Consider the following 18,906-nt stretch of genomic DNA (forward strand, 5'->3'; position numbering starts at 1 on the left):
AATAAAAATCAGAATGGCTTTCCAATGACCATAAAGACAATAATGATCATCAGGATCGTCGGCACTTCGTTCAGGATACGAAAAAATTTTGCCGGTTTGGTATTAGCACCGGCCTCAAAAGCCCGACGGTATTTTGCCAGCATCATATGGGTGATGGTCATCAAAATCACGCATAGAAGTTTCACGTGAAACCAGCCTTCGGTCATGGCACCGGTAACGCTGATCAAATACCCACCAAAAAGCCAACTGGCGATCATCGCCGGATTCATAATTGCGCGCAGCAGACGACGTTCCATGACCTTGAATTTTTCATCGGCTTCGGAACCGGGTGCCACATCACAATGATAAACATAAAGACGCGGCAGATAAAGCATACCCGCCATCCAGGCAATGATGCTGACGACATGTAGTGATTTGATAATGCTATATAAATCCATCGATCTCTCGGTTTTGATTTTTCAAAGCAGTCAGATCAATGTGCGGAACCCGGCTGTTTCGCCGTTGCGCAAACATGATCATCCGGGCACCACCAGCCACGGGTCTGGGCACTATCACTGTCCGTTCCATTTTGGTCGAGGGCTGTTTGTGTGTCCTGAATCACATTAACAAGACCGGTAATAAATTTGGGATGCGAACACACCGTTCTGACCCGTTGGTAAACCGGTATGTTCAAATGATCAGCGATTTCGCGATATTCGATATCCAGTTCCACCAGAGTTTCGGAATGTTCGGTTACAAATGCAATCGGAACAATCACCAAGGGCACGCCATCTTTGCCGGCCCGTTTGATTTCATCCTCGGTCGAAGGGCCAATCCATTCCATCGGACCCACCCGGCTTTGATAGCTGACAAGCCAGTCAAGACCCGGAATGGCCATTTCATCCACCACCGCCTGCGCCGATTTTTCAATTTGCGATTGATACGGATCTTTACGTTTCGTAATCACGGCCTTGGGCACACCATGAGCCGAAAACAACAGGCGCGGAGCGCCCTTATTTTCTGCCAGGGCCTTTTCATAGCCTTCACGTACCATATCGGCCGTGGCACTGACAAAACCAGGATTGGTCGGATAACAACAGGCCGTTTTCATCGGCACATTCAAACCGGCATCACGGCAGGCCCGTTTCCAATCCTTAACCGATGATCCGCTGGTTGTTGTGGAAAATTGCGGATAAAGCGGCAGCAGAATCATTTCATCGGCACCCCAGGCCTTAACCGCCCGGACGGTTTCATCGGCAAAGGGTTTCCAATAACGCATGGCAATGAAACAACGATTATCAAAACCGTCATCAAGGTCGTTCAGGCTGGTTTCCAGGGCATTGGCCTGATCCTGCGTCAGCTCCAGCAGCGGCGATTTACCGCCAAGATGGGCATAAATCTCCTGGGCGACTGGTTCACGCCGCGATGAAATCAATTTTGCCAGCAAAAACCGGAACGGATTGGGCAGGCTGATAATGGCCGGGTCATTAAACAGATTGAACAAAAACGGTTTTACGGCATCAGGGCCATCCGGACCACCAAGATTAAACAGGATGATGGCACGTTTTTTTTGAACTTGATCGGGCATAGACAAAATCCTTCCGGCATTCCGCCAGGGCGAAATGCACTATTTGGCCGTAAATCAAAAAATCCGCTCTGGTCCTGCGCACAGGATGACAGGAACCCTCAATAAAGCAATGAAGTTGCGTTTCATTACGAATTGATTTTTCCAATGGATTTCATTGATTAAAAAATTCACGCACCCCGGCGAATGAATTCTACCAGTTTCCCAACATTTTCAGGGGAGGTTTCGGGGGTAATCCCATGACCCAAATTGAAAATGAAAGGCCCTTTGCCCAGTGTATCAAGAATACGGCGGGTTTCGGCCAACATTTCATCACCGCCCGTAATCAGATACATCGGATCAAGATTGCCCTGAACCGGACCCAGTTTTTGCAGATTTTCGGCAACCCATTTCAAAGGAACGCCGCTATCCAGACCAACAGCATCCACCCCGGTCAGGTTTTTGAAATCCATCAGGTGCAAACCCGCACCCCTTGGAAAGCCAATGACCGGCATATCCGGGTGCACGGCCTTGATGCTTTCAACAATCTTGCGGGTTGGTTCGATTACCCAGCGATGGAAACCATTTTCAGACAGGACACCGCCCCAGGTTTCAAAAAGCTGAATGGTTTCAGCCCCGGCCTTGATCTGAGCCAGCAAATATTGCGTGGTGGCTTCTACCAGAATGTCGATCAGTTTGGCAAAACCATCGGGGTTGCCATAAGCAAAACGTCGAATATTGGCAAAATCCTTGCTGCCTTTGCCTTCAACCATATAGGTCGCGACTGTCCAAGGGGCACCGGCAAAACCAATCAGGGCTGTATGCTTGGGAATGGCAGAAGAAAGTTTGCTGACGGTTTCGTAAACCGGGCCAAGCACATCATGGATGCCATCAATATTCAGGCGTGAAAGACCTGCTTCGTCGCGAATGGGGTCAAGCTGGGGGCCTTCACCCTGCTTGAAGGCCAAATGCTGCCCCAGCGCCTGGGGAATGACCAGGATATCGGAAAACAGAATGGCGGCATCGAAATCGTAACGGCGCAGCGGTTGCAAGGTTACTTCACATGCCAGATCCGGGTTATAACACAGATCGAGGAACGAACCGGCCTCTGCGCGAGTGGCACGATATTCCGGAAGATAACGACCTGCCTGGCGCATCAGCCAGATTGGGGGCGTCGGCAGTGTTTCGCCAGCTAATGCACGCAGAAACAGCTTTTTTTGTTCAGGCATATGTTTGTCCAGTTCCTGTTTTTCGATCCCCGGTCCGCGGTGCCCAAGATGGGCCGTGACCTATCCAGGCCGTTTTTCCACCGTTCTCCTAACAAAACCCCTTTAAAGAAAAAAGGATGTTGTTTGTTAGTGGTATCCTGTGGATAACCGGGATTAAATTTGGTGCACATCTTATCCACATTGCGACTCGGATAATTTGATCCGTCGCAATCAATCTTGGGGAAAACTGGGGACGACTCCGAACGACTCTCAGACTCTGCCTTGGGAAAAGACAATTTTGAATAATGGGGATAATGGGGAATAAACTGGTTTTGTGCTCGTTATCCCTGCTATCACGGGAGAAATTTTCCGGTTATCCCGAACGGGACAATTGGTTTGAGCAATTTTGTAAAGGGCTTGGGATAAAATTCGTCTGATGAATTTTGCCGGAGTCGCACCCGTTATGCACATTTATCCACAGGCCCGACTCCGATTCAGGAAAAAGTGCCTTTTGAGACTGCGTAAAAAACAGGCATTCGCGATGGAGCAGATATGAACGACAAGACCAACATTTTTCATCTGCACCTTGTGTCGGATTCAACTGGCGAAACCGTGGACGGGGTCGCACGCGCCTGTGTTGCCCAGTTTCCCGATGTTCAGGCCCATGAACATGTATGGCCGTTAATCCGGACTGATGCACAATTGGCCCGTGTTTTAAATGACATCGAACGTCATCCTGGCATCGTTCTTTATACGGTGTTTAATAGCGACATCCGTCGCAAGCTCGAAGAAGGGTGCCGGCGCATGCAGGTGCCACATAGCCATGTGCTTGATACCACCATCACCATGATGGCGGGTTATCTGGGCCAGCAGTCGCACGGACGGATTGGCGCGCTGCATAAAATGGACGAGGATTATTTCAACCGGATCGAAGCGATTGATTACGCGCTTAGCCATGATGACGGGCAGGCAACCTGGGATCTGGAAGATGCCGATGTGGTAATTGTTGGCGTGTCGCGGACATCAAAAACACCCACGTCGGTTTATCTGGCCAATCGCGGGATTAAAACAGCCAATATTCCCTTTGTGCCGGGCTGCCCGCTGCCACCAGAGCTGGATCAGTTAAAAAAGCCGCTGATTGTTGGTTTGATCAAGGATGTGGATCAGCTTGTTTCCATTCGTAAAAACCGGTTGCGCCAGATTGAACGCGGCGAAGGTGGTGATTATGTTGATCCGGTTGCGGTACGCGACGAGGTTTTTCAGGCCAGACGTTACTTTACGCAGCGTAGCTGGAAAATTATCAATGTGACGCGCCGATCCATTGAAGAAACCGCAGCCATGATTATGGCGACCCTGAATGACCGCCGGGAGGAAAGTGAATGAACCGTCTTGTTTTGGCATCTGGCAGCAAGGCCCGCTTGATGATGCTGCAAAATGCCGGTGTTGATTGTGAAGCTGTTGCTTCGATGATTGATGAAGACGGTTACAAGCAGGCCATGAAGGCAGAGGGGGCATCGGCAATGGAAGCCGCCGAAACCCTGGCGGAAATGAAGGCCCTGCGCATGTATCGCCAGCGCCCGGATGCGATTGTGATTGCCGCCGACCAGATGCTGGAATGCAATGGAATCTGGTTTGACAAACCTCAGGACCGGGACCAGACCCGTGCGCAGCTTCTGGCGTTGCGGGGCAAGCGCCATCAACTTGTTTCAGCCGCCGTGATTTATAAGGAAGGATCACGGATTTGGGGCAAAATCGATACCGCCCATTTAACTATGCGCAATTTCAGTGATGACTGGCTGGAATGGTATCTTGACCAGGCGGGTGAGGAAATTTTCCATTGTGTGGGCGGGTATCAGCTTGAAGGGTTGGGCGCGCAGCTTTTTACCGAGGTCAAAGGGGACTATTTTACCGTCCTGGGTATGCCGCTTTTGCCCTTGATCGGTTTTTTGCGCGATCATGGTGTTCTTAAGGCCTGATTGTTGTTCTGTGTTTGCCCGACGGATTTATGATGGATTTTGATATTTCAAACAATATTCGCACTTTATCAGGAACGTCGCGTTTGGCTGGAGTGATGGGCTGGCCGGTTGCCCATTCCAAATCGCCGCGATTACAGGGATACTGGCTGGCAAAACATGGCATTGATGGCAGCTATATGCCCTTGCCGGTTGCGCCGGAAAATTTTGCATCTGCCGTTAAATCTTTGCGGGATTTGGGCTTTGCCGGGGTGAATGTGACCATTCCGCATAAGCAGGCGGTTTTTGACGTTTGTGATGAATTAAGTGTGCGGGCACAGCGGATTGGTGCGGTAAATACTGTCACATTCGCACCTGATGGCAAAATATTGGGCGATAATACAGACGGGTTTGGCTTTATCGAAAATTTGCGTCAATCCACACCGGAAATTGATTTTACCAGCAGTCCAGCCATGATTTTGGGGGCAGGTGGGGCCTGCCGGGCAATTATTGTGTCCTTGCTTGATGAAAACTGCCCGGAAATTCGCCTGCTTAACCGGACAAAAAGCCGTGCCCAGGCCCTGGCAGATGACGTAAATGATCCCCGCATTCAGGTTATTGATTGGAACCAGGCTCATCACTGTCTGGATGATGCGGCCTTATTGGTCAATACCACCAGTTTGGGTATGATCGGGCAACCGCCTCTGGAAATTGATCTTGCCGGTTTGGCTGCACAGGCAATTGTTACCGATATTGTGTATGCGCCGCTTAAAACCGGGCTGTTGGCCCAGGCAGAAGCACAGGGAAACCGGATTGTTGACGGGTTGGGTATGCTTTTGCATCAGGCCCGGCCGGGATTTCATCGCTGGTTTGGCGTTGATCCGGCAGTAACTTCTGAATTGCGCGATTTCGTATTGGCCAGTGCCCAAGAATAATGGGAATTTCACATATGGAAATTCTGGGTCTTACCGGTTCGATCGGTATGGGGAAATCAACGGCGGCGGGCATGTTTCGCTATCTTGGTGTGCCGGTTTATGATGCCGATGCAAATGCCCATCGGTTAACTACGCCGTCTGGCCCGGCCTTTGGGGATATTGCCGCGCGTTTTCCCGATGTTATTGTTGATGGTAAAATTGACCGACAATTGTTGGGGGCGCAGGTTTTTGGGCATCCGGCAGCGTTAAAAGACCTGGAGGGGATATTGCACCCCCTCATTCGGGCGGCGCGAAATGATTTTATCCGTCATTGCCAGCGTAATGGCTTCCCCCTGGTGGTTTTGGATATTCCTTTGCTGTTTGAAACCGACGGACAAAAACAGTGTGACCATGTTGCGGTGGTATCGGCCCCGGCCTTCATCCAAAAGCAGCGGGTGATGAAACGCCCCGGGATGACCCCGCAAAAATTTGCCGAAATTCTCAAAAAACAAACGCCCGATTGGGAAAAACGGCGCAAAGCCGATTTTATTATCCCGACCGGCCTTGGACGTGCGGTGACATTTCGGGCGATTCAGTCCATTATCCACCAATTGACACATCGGAAATAACGGAACTGCCATGCGTGAAATCGTTCTTGATACAGAAACCACCGGTCTTGACCCTTATGCCGATCATCGGCTGGTTGAAATTGGCTGTATCGAACTGGTCAATCACATGCCAACCGGAAACCAGTATCATCAATATATCAATCCGCAGCGGTCCATGCCCAAGGAAGCCTTTGATGTGCACGGGCTGGGCGATGAGTTTTTGGCCAAGCAGCCTGTTTTTGCCGAAGTTGTAGACGAGTTTCTTGAATTCATCGGCGATGATTCCAAACTTGTCATTCACAATGCCGCGTTTGATATGAAGTTTTTGAATGCGGAACTGGGCTGGTTAAACAAGCCGTTGATTGCCAATGATCGCGCGATTGATACGGTGCAAATGGCGCGTAAAAAATTTCCCGGATCACCCGTTAGCCTGGATGCTTTGTGCCGTCGTTTCAAAATCGACAATTCCAATCGTACCCTGCATGGCGCGCTGTTGGACTCTGATTTGCTGGCGATGGTTTATCTGGAACTTTTGGGCGGGCGTCAGCACGGCTTGGGGCTGGATTCCAGCCTGTCTGGTCAGTCTGAATTGGGTTCTGCTCATCAGATGGTCAAATCGGCAAAACCGTATCGCGAACCACGGCCCCATGCGGCAAAGCCCGAAGAAGTGGCACGCCATCAGGCTTATATTGCAGATAAAATAAAAGATGCTGTCTGGTTAAAATAGCGCGCATCATTTCGGGGGGAAGGGTGTTGATCGGTCGGAAAAAACCGCGGTTTTTGGGCCTTGAAACAGGCTTGGGTACTGGCATCATATGGATGTGCCTGTTTGTTTTTTCTGGGCAGGGGCAGGCAGAACAACAATTTGCAACATTGCCAGAAACCTCCTTACCAGAACAGTCCCCTCCTTATATTCTGCATCAAAGTTTTCCCCGTGATGCGAAAGAAGGGCGTCCGGAACAGTTGTTTTTTGACGCAATGGCCCGGAAACTGTTTGAGGATGCCGGGCTTTCCTTTATCGAGCAGCCGCAACAACCCTGGAAGCGGGCTTATCAGGAAACAATATATGGTCCGCGACATGTTATTTATCCGACAACCCGTACGGAAGAACGTGAAGACAAACTGAAATGGGTTGGCCCCATCAGTCGCACCTTCTGGAATTTGTATAGCCGTAAAAATTCGGTTTGGGCGGGGCGCAAGATTGCCGATATTTTTAAGTCCGCCCGGATCGGGGTAACCCTTGGATCGGCCCGCGAACATTATTTGCGCAAACGTGGTGCGAAAAACGTTGTTGCGGTTGCCCGGGATGATCAGCTTTTTGCCATGTTGAACGCCAACCGGATTGATGTGTTGGCAATGGGGTTCGCATCAATCGATTTTTTGACCAATGACCTGAAACAACCCGATATCGATATTGGCCTACTGACAAGCTATCGTGTTTGTTATTTGTATTTTGCTCTGAGCAAGGACAGCCCGAATACCGACGTGATGGATTTGCAAAACAGTCTGGAACGATTTTATCAAGATGGACGTTTCCTGGCGATGCGTCGCAAATTTGACCTGAATGCGGACCCGGAAAACTATTTTATCAAGGCTATTACAGACCCGAAAAATCGCAATGTCGGCTGCAAAGATATTGATTAGAGTATATTGGCTATATCTATATTGTATTTTTAGAGATTTATGTGGATTTAGGCATTACAGTTCGGCATCCATTATCCCTGCGTTTTGCATTCTGTTGAGCGATTTTCGGTCATTTCTGCCTGCCTTTCATCAAGGGCTGGACCACAGAATGTAAAATTGGTAATACCAATTAGATATTTTTGGCAAAAGAGCAGACAGATCCCGCACATCATGCCTGCCAATGTGCCTATCAGAGAGGGAATCGGAATGTCTTTTGCGCCATCATCGGCATCTTCTGCATCGTCACCATCATCCAAACCCCGGGTCGGTTTGTTTGTGACCTGTCTGGTTGACATGTTTCGCCCGACTGTCGGCTTTTCAGCGGTTAAGTTGCTCGAAGAAGCAGGCTGCGTTGTCGATGTGCCGATGGAGCAGGTGTGTTGTGGTCAGCCAGCCTTTAATTCCGGCGATCTGGAATCGGCGCGCAAGGTGGCAAGGCCCCTGATTGCAATGTTTGAAAACCACGATTACGTGGTTGCCCCCAGTGGCTCCTGTGCGGGCATGATGATCAAGCATTTTCCCGAACTGTTTGCCAATGACCCGGAACTGGCCGAACCGGTCAGGGCGCTGGCAGGGAAAACCTGGGAACTGGTTTCGTTTTTAACCGATGTCATGAAACTTGACGGCGTTGCCGCCGCCTTTGAGGGCAGCATTACCTATCATGACAGTTGTTCGGGTTTGCGGGAGCTGAAGGTCAAGGAACAGCCACGCAAATTGCTGCGTACTGTTAAGGGACTTGAGATTAAGGAATTGCAGGAACCCGAAACCTGCTGCGGGTTTGGTGGAACATTCTGTGTCAAATACCCGGAAATTTCCGGCAAAATGGTTGGCGATAAAACCACGGATATTAAAAACAGCGGTGCCGACATGCTGGTGGCGGGCGATATGGGGTGCCTTTTGAATATGGCAGGCAAGCTGCGCCGCGAGGGATCGGACATGGAAGTGCGCCATGTTGCCGAGGTCCTGGCCGATATGACAATGGCTGCCCCGGGCATTGCCGGTTCGGAGAAGGGCTAAGTCATGGAACAGTCAACCTCGCCGAAATTCAAGCAAAATGCCCATCACGCCTTGCAGGATGCCAGCCTGCAACGGGCCCTTGGCCGCCTTAAAACCGGTTTTAAGGATAAGCGCACGGCCGCTATTGCCAATATGCCGGAATTTGAAAAACTTCGCGATACTGCGCGTGATATCAAAAATCATACCCTGGCCAATCTGGACCATTATCTGACGGCCTTTGAAGCCAATGTTATCGCCAATGGTGGGCATGTGCACTGGTGTGCCGATGCCGAGGAAGCCCGGCAAACGGTTTTGAAAATTTGCCAGGATAAAAAGGCCAAATCGGTGCTGAAGGGCAAATCGATGATTTCGGAAGAAATCGGCCTGAATGCCTTTTTGGAAAAGCAGGATTTGAAGGTCGTTGAAACCGATCTTGGCGAATATATCATTCAATTGCGCAAAGAACCGCCCAGCCACATTATTGCCCCGGCAATTCATGTTCACAAGGAACAGGTGGCCGACAGTTTCCGTGAAACCCACAAGGGGCGCGATATTAACCGCCCGCTGGATGAACCGCGTGATCTGCTTGATGAAGCCCGCGAAGTCATGCGCGAGCATTTCTTTGCCGCCGATGTCGGTATTACCGGCGCCAATTTCCTGATTGCGGAAACGGGAACCTCGGTGATTGTGACCAATGAAGGCAATGGCGATCTGACCCAGACCCTCTCGAAGGTGCATATTGCCATTGCCAGCCTGGAAAAAGTGGTGCCAACGCTGGAGGATGCCTCCAGCATTTTGCGGGTTCTGGCGCGGTCGGCAACCGGGCAGGAAATGTCGTCTTACACGACATTCTCAACCGGGCCAAAGCGCGATGGCGACCTGGATGGGCCGGAAGAATATCATGTTATTTTGCTTGATAATGGCCGGTCCAACATGCTGGGCACCGAATTTCAGGAAATGCTGCGCTGTATTCGTTGTGCAGCCTGTATGAATCATTGCCCGGTTTACGGGGCGGTGGGGGGCCATGCCTATGGTTGGGTTTATCCGGGGCCGATGGGTTCGGTTTTGACACCATCCCTGATTGGCGTGGACGAAGCCGGGCATTTGCCCAATGCCTCGACCTTTTGCGGGAAATGCGAGGAAGTCTGTCCGATGCGCATTCCCCTGCCAAAAATGATGCGTCATTGGCGCGAACGCGAATTTGAAAAGCATTTGGGCCCGCAATCGATGCGGTTTGGCATTCGTTTATGGGCCTGGTTTGCCAGCCGACCGGCGCTTTATGGCAAGGCAACGGGTTTGGCGGCGCGGATTTTAAAATCAATCGGCGGACGCAAGCAAAAGATTGCCAAATTGCCATTGGCCAGCGGCTGGACCGATATTCGTGATTTGCCAGCACCACAGGGCAAAACCTTCAAACAGCTTTGGGCGGAACAGCAAGCCGCAAAAAAAGCCTGACGCCGGAGCAGATTTTTATCATGAACCAATCTTCCTCCTCATCACGCAGTGCCATTTTGGGCCGCATTCGCAAAAATCTGGGTCGTGATTCCGGCCCGCAGGATGCCCCGGCCGAAGTTGTCGCGAGGCTTGCTAACCCGCCGCGCAATATTATCCCTGCGCGCGCACAAATTGACCATGACGCACAGCTTGATCTTTTCGTTTCGATGGCCGAGGGCGTGGCCGCCAGCGTAACCCGGCTTGAAAATATGGATGCCGTCCCTGCCGAGGTATCGCGCTATCTGGCTGAACATAATCAGCCTGCGGTGGTGCGTCTGGCGCCGGATGCCGCAATTACCGGTCTGGATTGGGCCAAAACCACGCTTGAAACCTCAAGCGGTGTTGCAGGGCCGCACGATATGGTCAGTGTGACACCGGCCTTTGCCGGGGTGGCGGAAACCGGCAGTTTGATGCTGCGTTCCGGCCCGGATCAGCCCTATACGCTGAATATGTTGCCCGATACCCATATTGTGGTGGTGAAAACCAGCCAGATTGTCGGCACTTATGAAGAAGTCTGGAGCCTGCAACGTCAGAATCAGGGCCGTGGCACCATGCCCCGCACTTTTTTGTGGGTGACAGGCCCGTCGCGGACCGGGGATATTGAACAAACCCTGCAATTGGGCGCGCATGGACCGCGTCGATTGCATATTGTTCTGGTCAATGACGAGACCTGAGGCGATTTAAAGATCAAGTGCCATGATCACTCAGGATGATTGGCAAATCAGATCGTTAAAACAGTTTGGAAAACCGGCGACATCGATCGCCGGTTTTTGTTATTTGGCAATGTAATGCCGGTTTTGATCAAATTTCAGGTATTTTCGGGCTTTCTGGGCGATGCAATTTTTAAACATTCCGGCTATATGTTAGCCAATGACAGATCGTAAGAACCATCGCCGACGCCGAAATGTAACAGAATCGGAGAAAGCCCTGTGGGAGGCTTTTACCCGTGATGTTGTGCCTTTGCGCGCGCGCCGCAAAGCATTGCGCGATCAGGAAGGCGATGATCTGGAAGATGAACTGGCGAAGATGGCCAATCAGCCGGCAAGTGATACGGCGATCCCGCCGACTGCTTCATTGGGTGACGAGCTTGCCCGGTCCGAAGCCAACCGGCTGGCACGAAACCTGCCGTCCGCGCGTGAGGCCAACCGTATCCCGGGGCCGAAAAATTCCGGTCTTCAGGACATTAAAACTGGAAATACGGCCGGTATTGACCGTTCGACGGCGGATCGGTTTAAAAAGGGACGCATGCCCATTGAAGGGCGTATTGACCTGCATGGCATGACCCAGGAAGTGGCTCATCACGCCTTGAACAGCTTTATCGAAGCCGCCTGGCGCAGTGATAAACGGTGTGTACTGGTGATTACCGGCAAGGGCAGCAGGGCCGATGAATATGGTCGTACCGGTCTTTTGCGCCAGCGATTGCCGCAATGGCTTAGTGCGCCACGGTTACGACCGCATATTTTGGCGGTTAGTCAGGCGCAAATTGGTCATGGTGGGGCCGGGGCCTTTTATGTTTTGTTGAAACGGAGACGTGTGTGACACCTTTTGGCAATCGCATTCGCGAATTGCGAACGCGCCAGAATGTAACGCTGACGGAAATGGCAAATGCGCTGCAATTGTCACCTGCCTATCTTTCGGCGCTGGAGCACGGGCATCGTGGCCGGCCCAGCCCTGGTCTGGTGCAACAGATTTGCGGGTATTTTAATTTGATCTGGGATGAGGTGGACGAGATTAAACGCCTTGCCCAGTTGTCTCATCCAAAAGTTACTGTCGATACCGCGGGGCTTGAGCCTGAAGCCACTGAATTGGCCAATTTGCTGGCGGAACGTATTGCCGGGTTAAGTGATGACCAGCTTGCCCGTATGCTTATGATCATTCGGGAATATCGGGAATAACACTATTCAACAAAGACGATGTTCTGATCGAATGCTCGATGTGCCTATTTGGCACATGCAATCTTGAATTGTTATTTTGCATCACAATATGCCAATTTCTGCCGTATAACGGTGTCAGGTCAAATACATAGAGTTTTAACAATAATATTTTCGCTCTAATCGGATCCGGTTTCCGCTGTCTGGTGCGGCTGCCGTTTTTTGTCCGTTTGGTGATCAATATTATTTTTCCGGGAAACTATGATGTTTAGTGACATTCGGATCGGATCAAAATTGGCAATTTCACTGGTGCCGCCTGTTATTGCACTGGTCGTTTTGTCATTGTTTGTGATTGGTGCGCGTTATCAGGAAATGGACCAGTTAAGCAAGATTCGCGGTCTTGCTTCGTTGGCTGGGGAAATTGGGGAAACGGTTCATGAACTGCAAAAAGAACGCGGTGCATCAGCCGGTTTTATCGGTTCGGGCGGTAAGGAATTCGGCCCGCAGCTTAAAGAACAGCGCAATCTTTCGGATCAGAAAATCAAAGCCTTGAATGATGCGCTTTCCGTGTTTGACATGGATCGTTACGATTCGGCACTTCAATCAAAGATCACGGCTTTTGCCCAGCAGATTGACCAGATTGGTAAAACGCGCATTGCAGTTGATGATCTTGATCTCAAGGTACCCGATGTCGTCACCTTTTATACCGATATCATAGCAGACATGTTGGCGACGGTTAATACGGCTGCACAGATTAGTGATGATTCCGAAATGCTGCGTTTTATTGCGTCTTACAATGATTTCATGCAGGCGAAGGAACGTGCAGGGTTGGAACGTGCTACCGGTGCGGTCGGCTTTGGCAGTGGCAAATTTGAACCGGCTTTGTATCGTCGCTTTTTAGAACTGATCACCTTGCAAGGCGGTTATCTTTCAGTTTTCAAGGAATTTGCCAATCCGGATCTGATCAATTTTTATAATCAGACGATGGCCGATCCGGTGGTTCAAAAGGTTGCCGATTTGCGGACGATCGCACTGAATTATCCCGTAACAGGTACGACAAATAACATTTCCGGGTCTGACTGGTTTGCCACAATTACCCAGAAGATTAATCTTTATAAGACAGTAGAAGACTATATCGCCAGCCAACTCGTGCTTCGGGCCGATGACAAGTTTGATATTGCGCAAACCTTTTTTTATGCAACGCTGGTGGGTCTTTTTATTGTTGTCGCGCTGGCTTGCGGATTGGTTTTTGCTGTTGGACGCAGCGTTACAACTCCGATCCGGGATATGACGTCATCCATGACGGCGCTGGCTGGAGGTAATTTTAGCCAGAGTATCGCAGGTCAGGACCGGGGGGACGAAGTGGGTGATATGGCCCGTTCGGTCGAATTCTTCAGGCTGAATCTGGAAGAAAATCGCAATATCGTTCGTCAACGCGAAGCTGAACAGGCCGCTCGGGATGCGCATGCCGAACGCATTGAAAAACTGACCAACGCTTTTCGGCGCAATGTCGATCGTTTGCTCGACGGTGTGGCACAGGCAAGTGATGATTTGCAGGGCACATCGATGACAATGAATGATGCCGTTTTACAAAGCCGTGACCGAGCTGTTGAGGTCGCCAGCAATGCCGAGGAAGCCTCAGGCAATGTGTCCACGGTTTCTGCAGCCACCGAGGAACTGGCAAATTCAATCCTTGAGATTTCCCGTCAGATTGAAGCTGCCTCCAATGCCGCGTCTGAAGCGGCCAGGGATGCCCGTGATGCGGATGGTATTGCCAATACGCTCAGGGAGGCGACAGGTCGCATTGGTGAAGTGATTGGTTTGATTGGGGATATTGCCAGTCAGACGAACCTGCTAGCATTGAATGCAACAATTGAGGCGGCCCGTGCGGGCGAGGCGGGAAAGGGTTTTGCCGTGGTTGCAGGCGAAGTTAAAAATCTTGCCAGCCAGACGTCAAAAGCAACGGATGAAATCAGCGGTCATATCAGTAGCTTGCAAGCTGCGACCGAACAGGCTATCGGCGCGTTTGATCGTATTGGGGCACGGATTGAGGAACTTGATACCACCTCTGCCTCGCTGTCGGCAGCGGTTAACGAGCAACAGGCGGCCACATCGGAAATTGCCGTGAATGTTGAACGTGCCGCAAGTGGCACGGGTGAAGTCTCGCGCAATATTGCCGATGTCAGTGCCGCCACCGAACAGGCCGATCAGGCAGTACAGAACCTGATGAAGGCCTGTGAAAGTGTAACAGGTGTATCGACCGAACTGCGCGCCGTGATTGAGGATTTTCTTAAATCGGTTGCGGAAGACAAGGCCGTTTGATTGCTTTGTGTGCCATTTGAAATCTAATACCGGGACGGGGTATATGTCCCGTTCCGGTACCTGTATGATATGGTCGATATGCCGACAAAGCGCAAATTTGCAAACCAGACGATTAAACGTATTGCGGGATTAAACCGGAGTATATTGCCGTTTATGCTGCCAATTTTGCCAAAATGCGGTTGAAATTTTCCGTCAATGTGACCTCAATCACATTGATAGCGCGTATGGGACCCAAACCGGTTTGACTAATTGCCAGATCGGGGTTATCTGTTCCCCATGTCTCGTCACGTTCTGGACGAGGCATTCCTACCTTAAGCAATCAGCGGTTTTATTGTTGTTATGTCAGTGTCGTATTTCACATACGGCTTTGAAAATCATACGCAAATATCGCCCTTCCATTTTGACCTATTCGCCCTTTCCGGCAATTACAAAATCATCATACGCAGACATGCATCTCCAGGAACTGAAACTTAAATCTCCGACCGAGCTTTTGGCCCTGTCTGAGGAACTCGAAATTGAAAACGCCAGCACCTTGCGCAAGCAGGAGCTGATGTTTGCCATTCTCAAGCAGCTTGCAGAAAACGACCATGCCATTTATGGCGAAGGTGTTCTGGAAGTGCTGCCGGACGGTTTCGGCTTTTTGCGCAGCCCGGAAGCCAACTACCTGGCGGGCCCGGATGATATTTATGTCTCGCCAAGCCAGGTGCGTCGCTTTGGCCTGCGGACCGGCGATACGGTGGAAGGGCAAATTCGCTCCCCCAAGGAAGGGGAACGTTATTTTGCACTGTTAAAGGTCGACAAGGTTAATTTTGATGCACCGGAAAAGGTGCGTCACCGCATTAACTTTGACAATCTGACCCCGCTTTATCCTGACCAGCCGCTGAAGATGGAACGCCATCTGGACCAGGAAGGCAACAAGGACATCACCAACCGGGTGATCGAACTTGTGTCGCCGCTGGGTAAAGGTCAGCGTGCCCTGATCGTGGCGCCGCCGCGCACCGGTAAAACCGTGATGCTGCAAAATATTGCGCATGCGATCGAGGAAAACCATCCGGAAGCCTATCTGATCGTTCTGCTGATTGACGAACGCCCGGAAGAAGTGACCGACATGGATCGTTCGGTGAAGGGCGAAGTGATCAGCTCGACCTTTGACGAACCGGCACAGCGTCACGTCCAGGTCACTGAAATGGTGCTGGAAAAGGCCAAACGCCTGGTTGAACACAAGCATGATGTTGTCATCCTGCTCGATTCGATCACCCGTCTGGCGCGCGCATACAATACCGTTGTCCCTAGCTCTGGCAAGGTTTTGACCGGTGGTGTCGATGCAAATGCCTTGCAGCGTCCGAAGCGTTTCTTTGGTGCTGCGCGTAATATCGAAGAGGGCGGGTCGCTGACCATCATTGCAACCGCGCTGATCGATACCGGTTCACGCATGGATGAAGTCATCTTTGAAGAATTCAAAGGTACGGGTAACTCCGAACTTATCCTGGATCGTAAACTGGCTGACAAACGTATCTTCCCGGCGATCGATATTCTTAAATCGGGCACCCGTAAGGAAGAATTGCTGGTGGGTAAAAGCGAGCTTTCGAAAATGTGGGTGCTGCGCCGTATCCTCAATCCGATGGGGCCGCAGGACGCGATGGAATTCCTGCTGGGCAAGCTCAAGACCACCAAAAACAACGACGATTTCTTCGATTCCATGAATGGCTGATCGCTGTTTCATCTGGTAATCGATCTGTTATTGAAAAACCCCCGGCTTTTGAACTGCCCCCCGAAGTTGATGTCCAACTTTACGGGGTCAGTTCAAAAGTCGGGGGTTTTTGTTTGGCCGGGGAAAGGACAAATCGCTTTAAACCAGTGTGATCTACTTCGCTTGAAGGGGAACCGGGACCTGCCTACATTGCGTTAAGGATCAATAACTTATTGTTTTGAAATGAAAATTACGCTTCCTTCAAAGCCGGTTCAAACAAGTCGCCTCTTGCTCCGTCCTTTTATGGCACGTGATTTTGAGCAATATGCTGCCTATCATACCCTGCCATCGGTCTATCGTTACCTTTATTCAGTGCCTCCGGCAGGTGCTGCGTTGCAGGATCAATTTTCCGCAGTTCTGAACGCATCATTTGAAGGTGAAAGTGATGTGTTTCGACTGGCGGTGATTCGTCAGGATGATGATGCCCTGATCGGCGAGGTCTTGCTGAAAATCGCCAGTATCAGCGCCCTTCAGGCTGAAATCGGTTATATTTTCAACCCGGATTTTGAAGGCTATGGTTATGCGACCGAGGCAGTCTCGGCGATGATTGATCTTGGGTTTGATCATTTTGGCTTTCACCGCATCTTTGCCCGCCTTGACCCGCAAAATGTTGGATCGGTTGGGATCGTTGAACGGCTGGGTTTGCGGTGCGAGGCGCATTTGATTGAAAATGACCGCTTTAACGGCGTATGGGGCGATGAATATATTTATGCGGTTCGCGCGATCGAATGGCAGGCACGTCGTCTTGTCCGCGCGCGATAGGGAAGGGACATAACCTGTCGCATAGCGTTTGTGTTCTTTTGGTAAGTTTGCCGTTTGGTGCAAAATGTTTCACGGGAAACATTCCGGCCACTTGCAAACGATGTTTTAGCCCAGGCGAAGGGTGATGTCGGCCTGATGACCGGAGATGGCCTGATATTCTATCTCTGCCAGGCCCGGTTCGACATCCAGCTTGCCATTTCCCAGCGATATTCCAATATGCCAGCTGCCATAATGCAGGGTGATTGCCAGCATAGCGGCCGTTTCGATGCGGCAGGTTTGCCGCGTATCAGGGGCGAGATGGCGGGGTTTGCCAGCCCTTTTGCGGGGCGAGGCTGGTTAAATGCAGGGGTGTTGTATTTCTGTTTTCCAGTGTCAGCATCAACGTCATGGGACGTGACATGGGGCCTCTCCGATTTTTGTGTTTGTTTGCCTGGCTTTTATGTGGGGCTGGCGAAATTCAATGTCGAGAGACGATCAATGCTTGCAGCGATTTTAAAGTCGTGGGACGCTGCGATCAGTATTCACTATGACCGACAGGAAGATGCAGCTTCTTTTAAAATCCGTCGATTTCGCCGCCCGTGCCCATCGTGATCAGCGCCGCAAAGGCCCGGCACAGGAACCCTATATCAACCACCCGGTTGAGGTTGCCCGCCTGATTGTTGAATGCCAGCCCGACACACCGGAAGATGTGTTATGTGCCGCCATTTTGCATGATGTAATCGAGGATTGTGGGGCCACCCACGCGGAAATAGCGGCCTGTTTTAACGAAAATATCGCCAATATCGTCCTGGAAGTCAGCGATGACAAGGCACTGCCGCGAGACGAGCGCAAAGCCAAACAGATCGAAATGGCACCGCAGTTAAGCGAGAGTGCAAAGCTGGTCCGCCTGGCCGATAAAATTGCCAATGTTGGTGCCATGCTGACCGATACGCCGATTGGCTGGGATCGTGCGCAGATTTTAGGATATGTTGACTGGGCCGAGGCCGTTGTTGCGCCATGCCGGGTTGTTAGCGAAAGCCTGAGCGATCGCTTTGATGCCATTTCGCGTGATGTCAGGGCGTGGCATGACAGCGAAATGCAGGTGGCGGAAGGCTGAGGCTGTCTGCCGTTTATTGTCTGCCATTGCTGCTATTTATGTTGAGAAACAGGCGACTGACTTTTCTTTAGATATTTTTGATTGATCAAAAACCGAGAAATTTTAGTGCTGTTTATGCGATAAAAGGCCGATTAACATCCAGTTTTGGGCATTTCAACGCAGATTGATTTATAGATTAAAGGTATCCTGCCTTTGGTCTTTTACCGGGTGGTAAAGATCAATTCCTTCGAGCTTTAGCAGCATTTCCTTGGTTTCCAGCCCGCCATCGCCGGAATATCCGCCAGGTTTGCCGCCGGTTGCCAGCACACGATGGCAGGGGATCAGGATGGGAATCGGGTTTTTGCCGCATGCCATACCAACGGCCCGAAATCCCTTGGGGGACCCGGCAGCACGGGCCAGTTCCTGATATGTCGCTGTTTGTCCCAGCGGAATGTCGCGGATTGCGGCCCATACGGCAGCCTGAAATGCGGTACCGCCCGGCGCGAGGGGCAGGTCAAACCGGTGCAGTTTTTTGGCAAAATAGGCGTTGATCTGCGCCTTGGCCTCGTCTAGCACGGGGCTGGTTTCCATTTCTTCGACAAAACCCCAGTCCAGCGAGACAATCTGGTCGTCAAATTCAAAAATGGTCAGCGCACCAACTGGGCTGTTGATTGAAATTTGGGGCATGGTGCTCTTCCAATATGGCAAAGGGGACAAAGGCATTGTTG

General features: G+C 51.0%; 20 protein-coding genes. 15 read left to right on the top strand and 5 right to left on the bottom strand.

All coding sequences use genetic code 11. The features are described 5' to 3' along the window. Nucleotides 1-8: 8 nt before the first annotated feature. The 3 genes from hemJ to hemE form a co-directional block, all read right to left on the bottom strand. Nucleotides 9-437, bottom strand: a complete 429-nt coding sequence (gene hemJ, locus LF95_RS10310) for a protoporphyrinogen oxidase HemJ (protein ID WP_073955083.1) — start codon at nt 435-437, stop codon at nt 9-11. Between the two features lie 35 nt (nt 438-472). Further along, complete coding sequence (gene hemH / locus LF95_RS10315) at nt 473-1,567, bottom strand: ferrochelatase (protein ID WP_073955084.1); 1,095 nt, start codon at nt 1,565-1,567, stop codon at nt 473-475. A 167-nt stretch (nt 1,568-1,734) separates the two neighbouring features. Then, complete coding sequence (hemE, locus tag LF95_RS10320; protein WP_073955085.1) at nt 1,735-2,772, bottom strand: uroporphyrinogen decarboxylase; 1,038 nt, start codon at nt 2,770-2,772, stop codon at nt 1,735-1,737. A gap of 531 nt (nt 2,773-3,303) precedes the next feature. On the opposite strand from hemE, the gene LF95_RS10325 reads away from it, so the two are divergent. From LF95_RS10325 to LF95_RS10390, 14 genes are all read left to right on the top strand, one after another. Then, nucleotides 3,304-4,134 (top strand): pyruvate, water dikinase regulatory protein, encoded by an 831-nt coding sequence (locus LF95_RS10325; RefSeq protein WP_073955086.1) that lies wholly within the window; start codon nt 3,304-3,306, stop codon nt 4,132-4,134. Continuing rightward, nucleotides 4,131-4,727, top strand: a complete 597-nt coding sequence (locus tag LF95_RS10330) for a Maf family protein (RefSeq protein WP_073955087.1) — start codon at nt 4,131-4,133, stop codon at nt 4,725-4,727. Before LF95_RS10325 ends, LF95_RS10330 begins: the two co-directional genes overlap by 4 nt. A 32-nt stretch (nt 4,728-4,759) precedes the next feature. Next, nucleotides 4,760-5,638, top strand: coding sequence for a shikimate dehydrogenase (locus LF95_RS10335; protein ID WP_073955088.1), 879 nt, complete (start codon nt 4,760-4,762; stop codon nt 5,636-5,638). Nucleotides 5,639-5,652: 14 nt separating this feature from the next. Then, nucleotides 5,653-6,246: a dephospho-CoA kinase gene (gene coaE / locus LF95_RS10340; RefSeq protein WP_073955089.1), complete on the top strand. Its 594-nt coding sequence runs from the start codon at nt 5,653-5,655 to the stop codon at nt 6,244-6,246. A gap of 10 nt (nt 6,247-6,256) precedes the next feature. Then, on the top strand, nt 6,257-6,952 hold the full coding sequence (dnaQ, locus tag LF95_RS10345) for a DNA polymerase III subunit epsilon (RefSeq protein ID WP_073955090.1): 696 nt from the start codon (nt 6,257-6,259) through the stop codon (nt 6,950-6,952). 236 nt (nt 6,953-7,188) lie between these two features. Continuing rightward, nucleotides 7,189-7,869, top strand: a complete 681-nt coding sequence (locus tag LF95_RS10350; RefSeq protein WP_168173691.1) for a substrate-binding periplasmic protein — start codon at nt 7,189-7,191, stop codon at nt 7,867-7,869. Nucleotides 7,870-8,115: 246 nt separating this feature from the next. After that, nucleotides 8,116-8,925: a (Fe-S)-binding protein gene (locus LF95_RS10355; RefSeq protein ID WP_073955092.1), complete on the top strand. Its 810-nt coding sequence runs from the start codon at nt 8,116-8,118 to the stop codon at nt 8,923-8,925. Between the two features lie 3 nt (nt 8,926-8,928). Next, nucleotides 8,929-10,359, top strand: coding sequence for a LutB/LldF family L-lactate oxidation iron-sulfur protein (locus tag LF95_RS10360; RefSeq protein WP_073955093.1), 1,431 nt, complete (start codon nt 8,929-8,931; stop codon nt 10,357-10,359). A 20-nt stretch (nt 10,360-10,379) separates the two neighbouring features. Continuing rightward, the gene (locus LF95_RS10365) at nt 10,380-11,072 is read left to right on the top strand and encodes a LutC/YkgG family protein (RefSeq protein WP_073956171.1); all 693 of its coding nucleotides are present in this window, start codon (nt 10,380-10,382) and stop codon (nt 11,070-11,072) included. A 196-nt stretch (nt 11,073-11,268) separates the two neighbouring features. Then, nucleotides 11,269-11,937, top strand: coding sequence for a Smr/MutS family protein (locus tag LF95_RS10370; RefSeq protein ID WP_073955094.1), 669 nt, complete (start codon nt 11,269-11,271; stop codon nt 11,935-11,937). After that, on the top strand, nt 11,934-12,293 hold the full coding sequence (locus LF95_RS10375) for a helix-turn-helix domain-containing protein (protein ID WP_073955095.1): 360 nt from the start codon (nt 11,934-11,936) through the stop codon (nt 12,291-12,293). The genes LF95_RS10370 and LF95_RS10375 overlap by 4 nt, the downstream gene beginning before the upstream one ends. A gap of 240 nt (nt 12,294-12,533) precedes the next feature. After that, the gene (locus LF95_RS10380; protein ID WP_073955096.1) at nt 12,534-14,591 is read left to right on the top strand and encodes a methyl-accepting chemotaxis protein; all 2,058 of its coding nucleotides are present in this window, start codon (nt 12,534-12,536) and stop codon (nt 14,589-14,591) included. A gap of 448 nt (nt 14,592-15,039) precedes the next feature. Continuing rightward, nucleotides 15,040-16,302 (top strand): transcription termination factor Rho, encoded by a 1,263-nt coding sequence (rho, locus tag LF95_RS10385; RefSeq protein ID WP_073956172.1) that lies wholly within the window; start codon nt 15,040-15,042, stop codon nt 16,300-16,302. 222 nt (nt 16,303-16,524) lie between these two features. Beyond that, complete coding sequence (locus tag LF95_RS10390; RefSeq protein WP_073955097.1) at nt 16,525-17,103, top strand: GNAT family N-acetyltransferase; 579 nt, start codon at nt 16,525-16,527, stop codon at nt 17,101-17,103. 105 nt (nt 17,104-17,208) lie between these two features. Here the strand turns inward: LF95_RS10390 and LF95_RS22945 are convergent, their stop codons facing one another. After that, the gene (locus LF95_RS22945) at nt 17,209-17,355 is read right to left on the bottom strand and encodes a hypothetical protein (protein WP_168173692.1); all 147 of its coding nucleotides are present in this window, start codon (nt 17,353-17,355) and stop codon (nt 17,209-17,211) included. A gap of 289 nt (nt 17,356-17,644) precedes the next feature. On the opposite strand from LF95_RS22945, the gene LF95_RS10395 reads away from it, so the two are divergent. Further along, a complete protein-coding gene (locus LF95_RS10395) occupies nt 17,645-18,199 on the top strand; it encodes an HD domain-containing protein (protein WP_083607628.1) in 555 nt (184 codons plus the stop codon). A 168-nt stretch (nt 18,200-18,367) separates the two neighbouring features. Here the strand turns inward: LF95_RS10395 and LF95_RS10400 are convergent, their stop codons facing one another. Then, nucleotides 18,368-18,865 (bottom strand): methylated-DNA--[protein]-cysteine S-methyltransferase, encoded by a 498-nt coding sequence (locus tag LF95_RS10400; RefSeq protein ID WP_073955099.1) that lies wholly within the window; start codon nt 18,863-18,865, stop codon nt 18,368-18,370. Nucleotides 18,866-18,906: the final 41 nt, after the last annotated feature.

This window comes from Thalassospira sp. TSL5-1, assembly GCF_001907695.1.
Lineage (GTDB): Bacteria > Pseudomonadota > Alphaproteobacteria > Rhodospirillales > Thalassospiraceae > Thalassospira.

Excerpts from the sequence above, each read along its gene's own strand:
- LF95_RS10335 (WP_073955088.1), top strand. The coding sequence starts at position 4,760 with ATGGATTTTGATATTTCAAACAATATTCGCACTTTATCAGGAACGTCG.
- LF95_RS10355 (WP_073955092.1), top strand. The coding sequence starts at position 8,116 with ATGTCTTTTGCGCCATCATCGGCATCTTCTGCATCGTCACCATCATCC.
- LF95_RS10390 (WP_073955097.1), top strand. The coding sequence starts at position 16,525 with ATGAAAATTACGCTTCCTTCAAAGCCGGTTCAAACAAGTCGCCTCTTG.
- LF95_RS10380 (WP_073955096.1), top strand. The coding sequence starts at position 12,534 with ATGTTTAGTGACATTCGGATCGGATCAAAATTGGCAATTTCACTGGTG.
- LF95_RS10360 (WP_073955093.1), top strand. The coding sequence starts at position 8,929 with ATGGAACAGTCAACCTCGCCGAAATTCAAGCAAAATGCCCATCACGCC.
- LF95_RS10395 (WP_083607628.1), top strand. The coding sequence starts at position 17,645 with ATGCAGCTTCTTTTAAAATCCGTCGATTTCGCCGCCCGTGCCCATCGT.
- LF95_RS10325 (WP_073955086.1), top strand. The coding sequence starts at position 3,304 with ATGAACGACAAGACCAACATTTTTCATCTGCACCTTGTGTCGGATTCA.
- LF95_RS10370 (WP_073955094.1), top strand. The coding sequence starts at position 11,269 with ATGACAGATCGTAAGAACCATCGCCGACGCCGAAATGTAACAGAATCG.
- hemE (WP_073955085.1), bottom strand. The coding sequence starts at position 2,772 with ATGCCTGAACAAAAAAAGCTGTTTCTGCGTGCATTAGCTGGCGAAACA.
- LF95_RS10330 (WP_073955087.1), top strand. The coding sequence starts at position 4,131 with ATGAACCGTCTTGTTTTGGCATCTGGCAGCAAGGCCCGCTTGATGATG.
- hemH (WP_073955084.1), bottom strand. The coding sequence starts at position 1,567 with ATGCCCGATCAAGTTCAAAAAAAACGTGCCATCATCCTGTTTAATCTT.
- dnaQ (WP_073955090.1), top strand. The coding sequence starts at position 6,257 with ATGCGTGAAATCGTTCTTGATACAGAAACCACCGGTCTTGACCCTTAT.
- LF95_RS10365 (WP_073956171.1), top strand. The coding sequence starts at position 10,380 with ATGAACCAATCTTCCTCCTCATCACGCAGTGCCATTTTGGGCCGCATT.
- LF95_RS22945 (WP_168173692.1), bottom strand. The coding sequence starts at position 17,355 with ATGCTGGCAATCACCCTGCATTATGGCAGCTGGCATATTGGAATATCG.
- LF95_RS10400 (WP_073955099.1), bottom strand. The coding sequence starts at position 18,865 with ATGCCCCAAATTTCAATCAACAGCCCAGTTGGTGCGCTGACCATTTTT.
- hemJ (WP_073955083.1), bottom strand. The coding sequence starts at position 437 with ATGGATTTATATAGCATTATCAAATCACTACATGTCGTCAGCATCATT.
- rho (WP_073956172.1), top strand. The coding sequence starts at position 15,040 with ATGCATCTCCAGGAACTGAAACTTAAATCTCCGACCGAGCTTTTGGCC.
- coaE (WP_073955089.1), top strand. The coding sequence starts at position 5,653 with ATGGAAATTCTGGGTCTTACCGGTTCGATCGGTATGGGGAAATCAACG.